Origin of the sequence: Peribacillus sp. RS7 (assembly GCF_041956845.1) — a bacterium.
In the GTDB taxonomy this organism is placed as follows: domain Bacteria; phylum Bacillota; class Bacilli; order Bacillales; family DSM-1321; genus Peribacillus.
In genome coordinates this window covers 3,724,455-3,738,206 of record NZ_CP168135.1, presented here as the reverse complement: position 1 = coordinate 3,738,206, position 13,752 = coordinate 3,724,455, and the positions used below count along the sequence as shown (strand labels likewise).

Here is a 13,752-nt window from a genome sequence, read left to right as displayed (position 1 = left end):
ACCTTTCCCCCTCTACTGTTCAACTATCTTGTTGGTTTTTTTCTTTTAAAACGATCAATGCATGCTCGGCAGCATGCTGCTCCGCTTCTTTTTTGGACTTTCCTATACCAGATCCCAGCTCTTCCCCATTCAGAGAGACGGTCGAAACAAACTCACGATTATGGGCTGGTCCTTTTTCCTGCAAGATCTTATATTGCAGGACACCGATAGCATCACGCTGGATCAGCTCTTGAAGCTGGCTCTTATAATCCATCACATGAGAAAAAGCACCCTCGTCTATCTTCGGAAACACAACATTTTTTAAAAACTGTACAACTGGCTCTAATCCTTGATCAAGGTACAAAGCCCCAATATAGGCTTCGAATACATCCGCAAGCATGGCAGGGCGTTCTCTTCCACCTGTCATTTCTTCCCCTTTGCCGAGCAATACATATTCCCCGTAAGAAAGGCTATTGGCAAAAGCAACAAGTGAAGGCTCACACACAATGGCTGCCCTTAATTTGGTAAGTTCACCTTCGCTCATCATCGGATATTTTTGATATAAGTATTTAGAGATGGTCAGTTCAAGTACAGCGTCTCCCAAGAATTCAAGCCTTTCATTATCTTCATAAGGCTTACGGCGATGCTCATTCACATAAGATGAATGTGTAAAAGCTTGTTTCAATAAATTTTCATCTTTAAAATGAAAACCAAGACTTTCTTGCAACTGTTTGAATTTATTATCCTTGATTGATGGTTTACGATTATTTCCGTTCCTACGCATCACACAAAACCCTCCACAACGGTTCAAAAAACATATTTTTCCTATATATAAAAAGAAACCTGGCAGGAATTCCTGTCAAGCTTTCCTATGTACCATCATACATTATTATCCGCTTAAAGAAAACTAATGGCAAAAGACCACTGCCATGCAGGCGGAGCCTGATCGCCTCTGCATCAAACTTCTTTAAGTATAAGAGAAAGCCCCGTTAAAAAACGGAGCTTCTAGTCAAATGACAATTCATTACATAGTGCTTTGTATGTAATTCACAGCATCACCTACTGTGGCGATTTTTTCAGCGTCATCGTCCGAAATTTCCATATCGAACTCGTCTTCGAATTCCATGACTAGTTCAACTACATCTAGGGAATCGGCACCAAGATCTTCTTTGAAAGAAGCTTCAAGTTTTACCTCTGATTCTTCTACGTTCAAACGATCTACAACGATTTTAGTTACTCTTTCTAATACATCTGCCAATGTGTTCACCTCCCCTCAAAACATTATAAATTAATTTTGAAAAAAATCAAAGGAAACTTACATGACCATACCGCCATCTACATGAAGAGTTTGCCCAGTCATATATTTGCTGGCATCAGAAGCGAGGAAAGACGCCACTGCAGCGATATCTTTAGGGTCACCGAACCGGGCAAGCGGAATTTGGTCCAACATGGCTTTTTGGACGTCTTCAGGCAATTCCCCTGTCATATCCGTCGAGATGAAACCGGGGGCAATCGCATTGACCGTAATGCCTCTTGAAGCAAGTTCCTTTGCCGTAGTTTTAGTCAGGCCGATCACACCAGCTTTGGCCGCTACATAATTAGCCTGCCCTGCATTTCCGCTGACGCCGACGATCGATGCCATATTGATGATCCTGCCGCTGCGCTGCTTCATCATTTGTCTTGTGACTGCTTTTGTGCAAAGGAATACTCCTTTAAGATTCGTATTGATCACCGAATCCCATTCCTCTTCTTTCATGCGCATCAATAGGTTGTCACGTGTGATACCGGCATTATTAACCAGAATATCGACTCTGCCAAACTGTTCGACAACTTCCTTGATCATACTTGTCACAGATTCACTGTTTGCAACATCGCATTGGACGGCAAATGCTTTACGGCCCAATGCCTTGATTTCATCCACCACTTCATTCGCTTTAGCTTCACTGCCAGAGTAGTTGATGGCAACGTCTGCTCCCTGACGGGCAAGTTCTAAAGCAACTTCCCTGCCAATACCTCGTGAAGCTCCCGTTACAAGTGCTTTTTTACCTTCGAGGATCATGCTTGTTCCCCCTTCAATGTTTCAATAGTTTTAGTTAGTGTATCTATATCGGAAACCGAGTGAATTTGAACGGAACGATCAATTTTCTTAATTAATCCACCCAATACTTTCCCAGGGCCAACCTCGATGAACGTATCCACGCCCAATTCAAGGAGATTTTTTACACTGTCCTCCCAAAGTACCGGTGAATACAACTGTTCGATTAATTTTTCTTTTATTTCAGCAGGTGCAGTAATCGGCTTGGCCGTTACATTTGAAATGACAGGAATTTCTGCCTGTTTGAAGCTAACTTCATCTAGGACCCCCTGTAACTTTTCTGCAGCCGGTTTCATCAACTCCGAATGGAACGGTCCACTCACTTCAAGAGGAAGAGCCCGTTTAGCCCCGTTCTCCTTAGCTTTTTCACTTGCAAGTTTAACCCCTTCTGAAGTACCTGAAATGACGATTTGCCCCGGACAATTAATATTGGCTAATTGGACGGATTCCCCTGTGGCCGTTATTTCAGAAGTCACTTCAGATAGAGCTTCACGGTCCATTCCCAGTATCGCAGCCATTGAGCCTTGACCATTCGGTACCGCAGCTTCCATGAATTCACCACGCTTACGCACAGTATAAACGGCATCTTCAAAAGAAATTGCACCTGATGCCACTAAAGCTGTATATTCACCTAAACTATGCCCTGCTGTATAATCGGGTTTGATTCCCGCTTCTTGCAACTCCTTGACAAAGGCATAACTCGTGGTCAATAGAGCTGGCTGCGCATTATAGGTTACTGTTAATTCTTGTTGTGTGCCGTTAAAGATCAGTTCGGAAAGTGGAAAATCAAGTTTTTCATCAGCTGTTCGAAAAATTTGCTGAGCACGCTCGTTTTCCTGAAATAAGCCATGGCCCATTCCTATTGACTGTGAACCTTGTCCTGGAAAGACAAAAGCAATTTTACCCATTTGTTACTCCCCTGCCTCTACTAAGATTTATTATTGTTTTTCTATCGTCTTTGCAATGGTCGATATGACGTCATTGCCAACCATATCGCGAGTCTGGCGTATTGCATTATAGACTGCGTTCGCATCTGAAGAACCATGCGCCTTAATGACAGGGGCCTTCAAACCGAATAGGCCAGCACCGCCATACTCCGAATAATCCATTTTATTTTTAATGCCTTTTAGTTCAGGCTTTACCATTGCTGCAGCCAACTTACTCTTGATGTTGCTCATCAAGGCCGTTTTCACCATTTTAAATACACCCATAGCAGTACCTTCTAGTGTCTTCAACACCATATTTCCCGTGAATCCGTCCGTTACGACAACATCTGCAGGCCCATTTAGGAGGTCCCTGGCCTCTACGTTACCTATAAAGGATATCTCCGGTGATTGCTGTAATAATGTAAAGGCATGCTTAGTCAGTTCATTCCCCTTTTTTTCTTCCGTTCCAATATTAAGTAATCCGACACGGGGCTTTTCAATTCCCCGCACTTTTTGGGCATAAACAGAACCCATTATGGCAAATTGAAGCAGATGCTCCGGTTTCGCATCGGAGTTCGCACCTACATCCAGAAGTACAAAACCTTTACCATCGATTGTCGGAAGGGTGGGAGCTAAAGCCGGACGTTCAATGCCTTCTATCCTTCCAACAACAAACAGGCCTGCAGCCATTAGCGCACCGGTATTGCCTGAAGAAATGCACGCATCGGCTTCTCCGTCAGCTACTTGTTGTGCCGCCAATACCATCGAGGCGCTTTTCTTGCGGCGAACCGCACGAACCGGTTCATCGGTACTTAATATTTTTTCATCAGTATGTACAACCTTTATTCGACCGTGTTTCGCTAAGTATTGGTTAATCTCGGCTTCATTTCCCACCAAGGTAATTTCCACATCGGAAAAAGTCTCGACAGCTTTCATTGCTCCCAAAACCTGTGCTTTGGGAGCATTATCGCCACCCATTGCATCTATTGTTATTTTCATTTTCTTTCATCCTTTACTAGAAAGTTAAGAGCGATACATTTCGAACTCGCCTTTAAAAACCAGTTCATTACCCACGTAGCTTCTAACCTCCACCACGGAGCGATCGTTGGTGTGGTCCACGTTTTTAACCTTCGCTTTAGCTACCACTCTTTCATTTTCCTTTACAGAACGAGTAAATAAAATGGATGCTTTTGCAGTTAATGCCAGTTCATCATTTATGACCGCTACAGCTAATGAATTTGCTTGGGCAAAAAGGTGATGTCCCCTTGCAATCCCATTCCGCTTAAAGACATGCTCTTTATTTATATCCAAAATCGAAATTGCATTGTCATCTAAATTAAGATCAATTACTTCCCCGATGATTTCATCCAAAGGCAATGCCCTGATTTCGTCACTGAATTTCTTCTCGGCCACGTTTTTAATACGTTCACGCAGTTCCGGTATCGATAATTCAAGACGGTCAAGCCTAATAGTCTGGACGCTCACCGAATATTTTTCAGCCAGCTCCTCATCCGTTACAAAAGGATTCTGTTTAATCGTTTCGATTAATAATTGCTGGCGTTCCTTCTTATTTCTTCGCATTTGAAGGTCACCATCCGTAGTATTATGACTAGGTACTAATAGTAGTATATATATTTTAAAAACAGATTGCAAGATATTGTGGAAAATCTCACAATCTGTTATTGATTTTCACTCGGTTCAGTCCAGTTTTTCTCCCGTAAATACGCCCGTTCCCTCTAAATAGTTCCGAAGCGGCGCATACTCCGGGGAATGCCAAAAGCTTTGTGAGGCAATTAATTTTGCTGCATCCACCCTTGCCACTTCCAGGGCCCTGTAATCATGGACCATGTCCGCTACTTTGAACTCAGGAAGACCGCTTTGTTTTTTACCGAAGAAGTCCCCAGGTCCCCGAAGTTCCAAATCTTTCTCGGAAAGGGCAAAACCATCGTTTGTCTCGGTCATGATTTTCATCCGTTCTTTGCCGACTTCCGTTTTCGGATCAGCCAGGAGGATGCAAAAGGACTGATCACTCCCCCGTCCAACCCTTCCCCGTAACTGATGCAACTGTGAAAGCCCAAAGCGCTCCGCATCATAAATGACCATTACCGTTGCATTAGGAACATTCACCCCAACTTCGACAACCGTCGTGGAGACAAGGATTTGTGCTTCATTTGCACTAAACTGCTGCATCACTTCGTCTTTTTCATCAGCTGGCAGACGCCCATGCATGAGTCCCACTTTATACCTGTTCGCAAAGTACTGTGTAAGCATTGCATGAACATCAAGAACATTTTGTAAAGAATCAAGTTTCTCCGACTCCTCAATCAATGGACAGATGATGTATGCCTGTCTCCCTTGCTTTAGTTCCTTTTCGACAAAAGTCAAGATCCGATCAAGCATTTGGTGTTTCGCCCAATAGGTTTCGATCGCTTTACGACCAGCCGGCATTTCGTCTATCGTGGAGACGTCCATTTCTCCAAATACTGTAATTGCGAGCGTTCGTGGAATCGGTGTTGCCGTCATGAACAGGACATCTGGATTTGCACCTTTTTCACGAAGGATCCGACGCTGTTCCACTCCGAAACGATGTTGTTCATCCGTAATGACAAGACCGAGGTTCCGAAAATTCACTTCATCCTGTATCAATGCATGAGTTCCTATTAAAAGGTCGAGCTCCCCGGATTCCAGCATTTGCAATAGTTCCTTGCGCTTCTTGCCTTTTACCGAACTAGTCAACAATGCGACCTTTACTCCACTGGGTTCCAACATGGCTTTCAGGGATTGTGTATGCTGCTCAGCCAGAATCTCCGTCGGGACCATAAGAGCACCTTGGAAACCTGCTGTAATCGTCGCCTTCAGGCATATGGCGGCCACCACCGTTTTTCCTGACCCGACATCCCCTTGAAGTAGACGATTCATCCGATAGGGAGATTTCATGTCATTCAATATTTCCTCGACAACCCTATTTTGAGCATTCGTTAAAGGAAAAGGAAGAGTTTCAACGAATTTTTCCACTTGCTTCTCGTCAAACTCCTGGCCAATTCCTTTTGACTGCTCTCGCTGCACTTTACGAAGCGCCTGCATTTTAAGTTGAAACAATAAAAATTCTTCATACACAAAACGGCGTCGTGCCTTTTTCACATCATTGGCCGATAGAGGGAAATGCATGGTACGAAGAGCATCGTTACGCGGCATCAGTTTGTATGTCGCCAACAATTGTATGGGCAGATTTTCTTCGATCAATGTCCCATACTGGGAAAATGCATTGGAGATAAAGCGGCGCAGCCCTTTAACAGTAATGCTGCCCTTCACTGAATACACAGGTTCGAACTCTTTCTCCCGGCTATGATCACCAACATGGCATTCCGATCCTGTAATGGTTTGGCGATGCCGATCCCATTTTCCAGTTACCGTTACGGTTTCGCCTATCGCAAGCTTTTGCTTCAGATATGGCTGGTTAAAAAAAATGACATTTATTAAATATCTCCCAGTCAATAATTTAATAGTAAGCCTGGATTTTTTCTTACCAAAGTAACCTAAAGTGGGCACCGTATGAATCTTTCCTTCTACGGTAACCCTCTCATCATGCTCAACCGTTTCTAAATCCCTCAATCGGTAATCTTCATAGCGATAGGGAAGGTGCTCAAGGAGATCCGCGACGGTATGGATCTCCATTTCCTCCAAAGCTGCTGCCGTTTCTCCCCCAATGCCTTTAACTGCCGTTATGGGTTCCTGTAAAGTGGAGTTCACTTCTTATTCAGCGGCAAGCCAAAGATTTTCGCTTCCAACTCCCGTCCAGTCGGTGTAGCCGCTAAACCTCCTTGTGCAGTTTCCCTTAGAGCAGATGGCATCGTTTGCCCGATTTTGTACATCGCATCAATTACTTCATCACACGGTATGCGGCTTGTAATCCCCGCTAAAGCCATATCTGCGGCAACCATAGCATTAGCTGCCCCCATGGCATTCCGCTTCACACAAGGTACTTCCACAAGCCCAGCAACAGGGTCACATACAAGACCAAGCATGTTCTTTAATGTGATGGCCATTGCTTCTGCACTTTGTGCTGGTGTTCCTCCTGCCATTTCAACGATGGCTGCAGCTGCCATGCCCGAAGCAGAACCGACCTCCGCCTGACAGCCCCCTGCAGCTCCAGAGATCGAAGCATTATTCGCTACTACGAAACCAAATGCCCCTGCTGTAAATAAGAACTCAATTTTCTGTTCCCGATTAGGTTTTAATTTATTTTGCAAAGCAAAGAGGGTTCCAGGCACAACACCCGCTGATCCGGCAGTGGGTGTCGCACAAATCGTTCCCATGGCTGCGTTCACTTCGTTTGTTGCCACGGCTTTGCTGACAGCATCCAGCAGCATTTCACCGGATAAGGAATTTCCGGATTTAATGTAATTCTGAAGAAGGACTGCGTCCCCGCCCGTAAGCCCGGAAACGGATCGCACACCTTGGAGTCCCTTTTCCACAGCCTGCTCCATCACATCCAGGTTGACTCCCATTTGATGGATGATTTGTTCACGGCTTTTTCCCGTTACTTCCATTTCCTGTTCTATCATCAGTTCTGATATTTTTTTCTGCTTTGAGTCAGCTAATTCTATTAATTCCGCTACATTCCGAAACATGATATCTTCTCCTTCCTAAGTGGAAACGATTGCCCTATCAATCAACAATCCTCGCAACTTGGGTGATGTTGGGGAGTGCTGTAATTTCATCGATGACGTGGTCCTCCAAGTTATGGTCCACTTCAATGGTCATCAAGGCCATCTTCCCTTTCTCCTTACGGGAGACTTCCATCTGGCCAATATTGATTTGATGCTTAGCTAAAATGTTTGAAACATTGGCAATGGCACCAAATCGGTCATCATGAACGACGAGTATGGCAGGGTTGTGGCCAGATAGCCTTAATTTAAACCCATTCAATTCGATGATTTCAATCTTTCCCCCGCCAATCGATATTCCGACAAGTTCCAGTTCGCCATCATCATCGCCCACCGTTATTTTTGCTGTATTGGGATGTTCCGGTACGGCTTCTTCTTCGCGAAAAGTAATTTTCATTTTCTTTTTGCGGGCTATTTCCAGCGATTCTTTAATTCTCTCATCAAATGTATCAAAATCAAGTAAGCCTCCTACAATGGCTACATCCGTTCCATGGCCTTTATAGGTTTTGGCAAACGATCCGTAAAAAGAAATATGGGCCCATTTTGGTTCCCGGTCGAATAAATTCCTGGCAACCCTTCCGATTCTCGCAGCTCCTGCTGTATGGGAACTAGAGGGACCAATCATAACAGGACCAATTATATCGAATACACTTCTAAATTTCATGAATTGCTCCTCCTTCTTTAGAACTGAACCCAAAGGAAACACTGGGAGTTAGTTTAATAATAACGCCATATTTATTGTAATTCCAAGCGTGCTGTCCCTAATCCTTCATTTCATAAAAAATAAAACTGCATAGCCTAATGACATATGCAGTTTATTGCCTTTTATTTTTTTCTGGATCCTTCAAAGAGACGATTAAATCTCCCTTATCTTCATGATTCTCAACTTATTCAATTGAAAAAATAAAAGAATATAAAGGTTGTTTCCCATTATGGACTTCAACTTCAACGTCCTCGAAATTCTCATTACAAAACGCAACAAGACCTTCTACATCTTCTGTTGTTGCATCTTCTCCATATAAAATGGTAAGGATTTCGGAATCTTCATCAATCATATCGGAGAGAAGGTCTTTTGCCGCTTGAGTCATGTCTTTATCCTTCACTTTGATGGTTCCTTCAGCAATTCCCATGAAGTCCCCGGTCTCAATTGCAAGACCGTCAATGTTGGTATCCCTGACAGCATAAGTAATCTGGCCCGTTTTCACATGTGAAAGGGCTTCGATCATCGCTTTTTTATTCTCTTCAGCATCAAGTGAAGGGTTGAAAGCCAACAATGCCGCCATTCCCTGTGGTACTGTTTTCGTTGGAATAACAGTCACATGATCACCAAGTACATCTGCAGCTTGATTGGCCGCCATGATGATATTTTTATTGTTAGGCAAGATGATGACATGATCCGCATATGCCTCTTCGACAGCCTTAACAATATCTTCTGTGCTAGGATTCATCGTTTGTCCGCCTTCGATGACGGACTTAGCGCCGATGCTTTTGAATAACTCGCTTATGCCAGCACCCATCGCTACGGACACTACACCATACTTCTCTTTGGTGGACGGTTTCGTTTGAAGCGGTGTATTCGTTTCACCTACGATCGCAGTATGCTGTTCACGCATATTATCGATTTTCAGTTTGATTAAACTACCGTATTGCTGGCCATAATTCAGGCACGTGCCAGGCTGTTCAGAGTGAATATGTACTTTGACGACTTCATCATCTGAGATGACTAATAAAGAATCTCCGTATTCACTTAAATCATTTCGGAATTTTTCTTCATCGAACGAATTATTGGCAAGTTTCTCACTTTCCAATCGGACCATGAATTCCGTGCAGTAACCATATACGATATCTTCCGTGTTCATATGCCCTTGTACGTTCATGTGATGTTCGGCACTGATCATGTCATCCATGCTTGGTCCATTTGCAGATCGGACTGGAAGGGCTTCCCCTTTAAGCTCAGCAAGGAAACCTTCATAAACGAACACCAACCCTTGCCCGCCACTGTCAACGACCCCCACTTCTTTTAAGACTGGAAGTAGATCAGGAGTGCGTTTTAATGAAGCATTGGCTTCCGTAACGATTTCTTCCATTACCTGAATAAAGTCTTGGTGCTTTGATGCTGATGAAACCGCTTGCTTGGCTGCATCTTTTGCAACCGTTAAAATGGTTCCTTCAACAGGTTTCATTACCGCTTTATAAGCTGTCTGAACCCCTGCTTCAAATGCTTGGGCAAATTCCTCACTATTGATTTCCGATTTATGTTCAATCGCTTTAGCAAAACCGCGGAAAAGTTGCGAAAGGATAACACCTGAATTGCCGCGTGCACCCATTAGCAGTCCTCTTGATAGGGATGTACCCACTTTCCCGATATGCTCCTGGACGTTATTTTGCACTTCCTTCGCTCCGGAAGTCATCGATAAATTCATATTCGTTCCAGTATCTCCATCTGGAACTGGGAAAACATTCAAAGCATCAACCATTTGGGCATTAGCCGCTAAATGGTTGGCGCCTTGAATGATCATTTCTGCAAAGCGCTTTCCGTTTAAACTTGTAATTGACACAAAACTTTCCTCCTATACTTAAGGGTTCGTCACACGAACTCCCTGTACAAAAATGTTAACGGAATCAACAGCTAATCCTACAGTTTTGTCCAGAGTGTATTTTACCTTTGATTGCACATTATGTGCAACTTCCGAGATTTTTGTTCCATAACTTACGATAATATACATATCGATATGAACTTCTTCCTCTTCTTGACGGACTATTACACCCTTAGTAAAGTTTTCTTTTCTTAAAATTTCGGCAATGCCGTCTTTAAATTGTTTTTTGGAAGCCATTCCTATAATTCCGTAGCAATCCACAGCTGCGCCGCCTGCTACAGTAGCGACAACATCATTAGAGATATCAATTTGTCCATATTTCGTTTGTAATTCGATAGACATTTTCTTTTCCCTCCCAAAAAATCAAGTCAACTAAAGACATTTTACTATAATGTCCATGGTTTTAAAAGTAAATGTCATACGGCACTTTATATATTTCAATTTTCAAGTAGGTATGTCAAGGTTTTTTTCTTGAAAGTAATGAACTGAAGTATTGCATTCTATCGGTAGGTATGATAAATTATTAAAGTATTTTACAAAGACTTAAGACGACTGCGAATAACTTAAGCTTGTTGTAGTTAGGAGGGAATTTAACATGGCACGTAAATGTGTAATCACTGGAAGAAGAACTCGTTCTGGTAACAGCCGCTCTCACGCAATGAACGCTAGCAAGCGTACATGGGGCGCTAACCTTCAAAAAGTACGTATTTTAGTTGACGGTAAACCTAAACGTGTATACGTTTCTGCAAGAGCTCTTAAATCGGGCAAAGTAGAACGCGTATAATGTTACGGCATCCTCTTAGGATGCCTTTTTACTTGTAATGGCCTGCATTTTAATGGGGATGGTTTTAATTTCGTTGATAAGGTACAGTCTGCATCAGGAAAAGAAGTCATCTCCCATTAATGGATGGCCAACCCCCTATCATTCCCCCAGAAATCCCGAAAAAAATAACACCTCCCTGAATTTGAGAGGTGTCATGGAGATAAGTATCAGCCTTTTTTAAACGCTCCGAGCATAGCCCTTACCAAACTGCCCAGAACTTTTGGCAATTTAATCGTATAAAATTTCATCATGCCCCTCCTCTTTGCATCCCACAAATAAAGATGAAGTGGAATTTTTCTATTACAACATAAGCTTTTAAGCGGATATAGGATGATCGTAATTATATCCGAATCTGCTCTAAGCATGAATTTTAATCACTGCTTCTTATCACCATTAATATGCCTTTCTCAAATGAAACATTCCCAGATTCGGAAATTAGTTCATTGCTGATGCAAAGCGTCGAACCTATTTCCAAGCTTGCATCACTCAGAGGGTATTTGAAACCCGAAAGTGTAATGCCGGTGACTTCTGCCGTTACAGGGAGCAATGACAGGTATTTCTTATCTTGCAAAGCGGTGACTTCATATGCCCCCGCTGTTTTTACTGTGAATATATTTTGCTTATCAACTATGTATATATCAATGTCACCATGATAAGGGAGGACACTTTCTTTTTGGAGCAGCTGGATATTACCAAGAAAATGGTCCATTCTTCCTCCTGTAGCGCCCAATATGTGAATTTCACTTGGTTTTTTCCCTATTGCCCATTTAAATGCGATTTCTAAATCGGTTTCATCCTTTTCCGATGAATATAAATTGATTTGTTCCAGCCTTTGCTCAATTTTCTTGTATTCACTTTCCGAAACTGAATCAAAATCCCCAAATCCGCACTTAGGTTCGATACCTTCTTCAAGCAATGCCCATACTCCCCTGTCAACCCCGACCCATAGATCAGTCATCTCTATATACCTTGTTAAATCTGGCCAAAAACATTCCGGACCTCCAGCCATTATACTAATAATCATCGTAATCATCCTTTTCTATGTATATTCATATACAAGATGTTTTGTATAATTGATAAAAAAAGCCGATCACTATCATTTGAATACGATAGTGTCGGCTTTATATCACTTTCCCCGAATCTTTTGAATCGCTGCGTGTCGATCTTCTTGATTATATATTGCCGAGCCGGCCACTAGGATTGTCGCCCCTTGTTCAATACATAGTTTAGCCGTTTCTTCATTTACTCCACCATCAATCTCTATTTCTAGATTTTGGTTATGCATTTCTGCCATCGCCTTCACTTCAGCAATTTTGGGCAGTACGGATGAAATGAACTTTTGCCCGCCAAAACCTGGGTTAACCGTCATCAGTAATACCATGTCAATATCTTCGATTATGGGTTGGATCAAGGAAGCCGGAGTGGCTGGGTTAAGCACCACGCCAGCCCTTACACCAAAAGATTTAATCAATTGGATTGTCCGATGCAAATGAGTGCATGCCTCTACATGTACAGTTATATAATCGGCTCCAGCTTTCGCAAACGCCTCGATATAACGATCAGGTTGTTCGATCATTAAGTGAACATCCAGCGGAAGCTTTGTCACCGGCCGGATAGCGTCTACAATCAGGGAGCCTATCGTAATATTCGGCACGAAATGCCCATCCATGACATCTACATGGATTAAATCCGCTCCGCCCCTTTCAACATCAATGATTTCTTCTCCCAATTTTGCAAAGTTAGCTGATAAAATGGATGGTGCGATTTTAACCATTTTAATACCTCGGCTTTCTATCTCTAATTTCTTCTAAGAATTGCATATAGTGTTCATATCGATAATGTGGAATTTCCCCTGTCTCAACCGCTTCCTTCACAGCACACTTCGGTTCTTTATCATGCAGGCAAGCCCGGAATTTACAGTCTTCCCCATGCTTATGCATTTCCGGGAAGCAATAGGATAACCGTTCAGCTTCCATTTCCATGAATTCAAGTGAACTGAATCCTGGTGTATCCGCGACAAGCCCAGAGCCAATATGAATCAATTCAACGTGGCGTGTCGTATGCTTCCCACGTCCTAGGTGTGACGAAATATCATCCGTCTTTAAAGCCAATTCAGGATTGATCGCATTCAGCAAGGACGATTTCCCAACACCTGACTGACCAGCAAATACACTCGTTTTCCCTTCTAAATACGGCACTAGTTCTTCAATGCCCCCAGCGGTAACTGAAGATGTCTCCAGTACAGTATAGCCAAGTTTCTGATAGTCCTTGATATACTGAGACAGTTTCTTTTGGTTTTCAGAAGTAACCAAGTCAAGTTTAGTCACGACGATAATGGGTTCGATTTCGTTATCTTCGATAAGTACGAGAAATCGATCAAGCAATGCTGGACTGAAATCAGGTTCCACTGCCGAAAAGACTAGGATGGCTTGGTCTACATTTGAAATTTGTGGCCGGATCAATTCATTCTTTCGCGGTTTTATTTCGGTCACGGTCCCATCCGTTTTATTTTCCGCTTGAAAAACAACATAATCACCTACAAGTGGCGTCACCTTATTTTTCCTGAATACTCCCCGTCCGCGGCATTGATAGACTTCTTCACCTTCAAGGACATAATAAAATCCACTTAATGCTTTGATAATTTTTCCTTCGGGCATAACCACAC

16 protein-coding genes are annotated in these 13,752 nt (G+C 42.9%); 1 reads left to right on the top strand and 15 read right to left on the bottom strand.

Going from position 1 to position 13,752, the window contains the following annotated elements; genetic code table 11:
* Positions 1-19: 19 nt before the first annotated feature.
* From rnc to ACDZ29_RS18735, 11 genes are all read right to left on the bottom strand, one after another.
* Positions 20-763 (bottom strand): ribonuclease III, encoded by a 744-nt coding sequence (gene rnc, locus ACDZ29_RS18785; RefSeq protein WP_289318437.1) that lies wholly within the window; start codon positions 761-763, stop codon positions 20-22.
* A gap of 240 nt (positions 764-1,003) precedes the next feature.
* Positions 1,004-1,237, bottom strand: a complete 234-nt coding sequence (locus tag ACDZ29_RS18780; protein ID WP_034313729.1) for an acyl carrier protein — start codon at positions 1,235-1,237, stop codon at positions 1,004-1,006.
* A gap of 57 nt (positions 1,238-1,294) precedes the next feature.
* Positions 1,295-2,038: a 3-oxoacyl-[acyl-carrier-protein] reductase gene (gene fabG, locus ACDZ29_RS18775; protein WP_289317185.1), complete on the bottom strand. Its 744-nt coding sequence runs from the start codon at positions 2,036-2,038 to the stop codon at positions 1,295-1,297.
* A complete protein-coding gene (gene fabD / locus ACDZ29_RS18770) occupies positions 2,035-2,982 on the bottom strand; it encodes an ACP S-malonyltransferase (RefSeq protein WP_289324364.1) in 948 nt (315 codons plus the stop codon). The genes fabG and fabD overlap by 4 nt, the downstream gene beginning before the upstream one ends.
* A 30-nt stretch (positions 2,983-3,012) precedes the next feature.
* Positions 3,013-3,999 (bottom strand): phosphate acyltransferase PlsX, encoded by a 987-nt coding sequence (gene plsX, locus ACDZ29_RS18765; protein ID WP_289317187.1) that lies wholly within the window; start codon positions 3,997-3,999, stop codon positions 3,013-3,015.
* Positions 4,000-4,023: 24 nt separating this feature from the next.
* Positions 4,024-4,581 (bottom strand): transcription factor FapR, encoded by a 558-nt coding sequence (gene fapR / locus ACDZ29_RS18760; RefSeq protein ID WP_289317188.1) that lies wholly within the window; start codon positions 4,579-4,581, stop codon positions 4,024-4,026.
* Positions 4,582-4,698: 117 nt separating this feature from the next.
* Positions 4,699-6,750: an ATP-dependent DNA helicase RecG gene (recG, locus tag ACDZ29_RS18755; RefSeq protein WP_375088336.1), complete on the bottom strand. Its 2,052-nt coding sequence runs from the start codon at positions 6,748-6,750 to the stop codon at positions 4,699-4,701.
* A complete protein-coding gene (gene sdaAA / locus ACDZ29_RS18750; RefSeq protein ID WP_289324362.1) occupies positions 6,747-7,631 on the bottom strand; it encodes an L-serine ammonia-lyase, iron-sulfur-dependent, subunit alpha in 885 nt (294 codons plus the stop codon). The genes recG and sdaAA overlap by 4 nt, the downstream gene beginning before the upstream one ends.
* A gap of 37 nt (positions 7,632-7,668) precedes the next feature.
* Positions 7,669-8,331: an L-serine ammonia-lyase, iron-sulfur-dependent subunit beta gene (gene sdaAB / locus ACDZ29_RS18745; RefSeq protein ID WP_289317191.1), complete on the bottom strand. Its 663-nt coding sequence runs from the start codon at positions 8,329-8,331 to the stop codon at positions 7,669-7,671.
* 223 nt (positions 8,332-8,554) lie between these two features.
* The gene (locus tag ACDZ29_RS18740; RefSeq protein WP_375088335.1) at positions 8,555-10,225 is read right to left on the bottom strand and encodes a DAK2 domain-containing protein; all 1,671 of its coding nucleotides are present in this window, start codon (positions 10,223-10,225) and stop codon (positions 8,555-8,557) included.
* Positions 10,226-10,243: 18 nt separating this feature from the next.
* A complete protein-coding gene (locus ACDZ29_RS18735; protein WP_289324360.1) occupies positions 10,244-10,606 on the bottom strand; it encodes an Asp23/Gls24 family envelope stress response protein in 363 nt (120 codons plus the stop codon).
* A 253-nt stretch (positions 10,607-10,859) separates the two neighbouring features.
* On the opposite strand from ACDZ29_RS18735, the gene rpmB reads away from it, so the two are divergent.
* Positions 10,860-11,048, top strand: coding sequence for a 50S ribosomal protein L28 (rpmB, locus tag ACDZ29_RS18730; protein WP_034313767.1), 189 nt, complete (start codon positions 10,860-10,862; stop codon positions 11,046-11,048).
* Between the two features lie 206 nt (positions 11,049-11,254).
* Here the strand turns inward: rpmB and spoVM are convergent, their stop codons facing one another.
* The 4 genes from spoVM to rsgA form a co-directional block, all read right to left on the bottom strand.
* The gene (gene spoVM, locus ACDZ29_RS18725) at positions 11,255-11,335 is read right to left on the bottom strand and encodes a stage V sporulation protein SpoVM (protein ID WP_034313769.1); all 81 of its coding nucleotides are present in this window, start codon (positions 11,333-11,335) and stop codon (positions 11,255-11,257) included.
* Between the two features lie 122 nt (positions 11,336-11,457).
* On the bottom strand, positions 11,458-12,111 hold the full coding sequence (locus ACDZ29_RS18720; protein WP_289324359.1) for a thiamine diphosphokinase: 654 nt from the start codon (positions 12,109-12,111) through the stop codon (positions 11,458-11,460).
* A gap of 102 nt (positions 12,112-12,213) precedes the next feature.
* A complete protein-coding gene (rpe, locus tag ACDZ29_RS18715) occupies positions 12,214-12,861 on the bottom strand; it encodes a ribulose-phosphate 3-epimerase (protein WP_289317195.1) in 648 nt (215 codons plus the stop codon).
* 1 nt (position 12,862) lies between these two features.
* A complete protein-coding gene (gene rsgA / locus ACDZ29_RS18710) occupies positions 12,863-13,744 on the bottom strand; it encodes a ribosome small subunit-dependent GTPase A (protein WP_289317196.1) in 882 nt (293 codons plus the stop codon).
* Between the last annotated feature and the right edge of the window lie 8 nt (positions 13,745-13,752).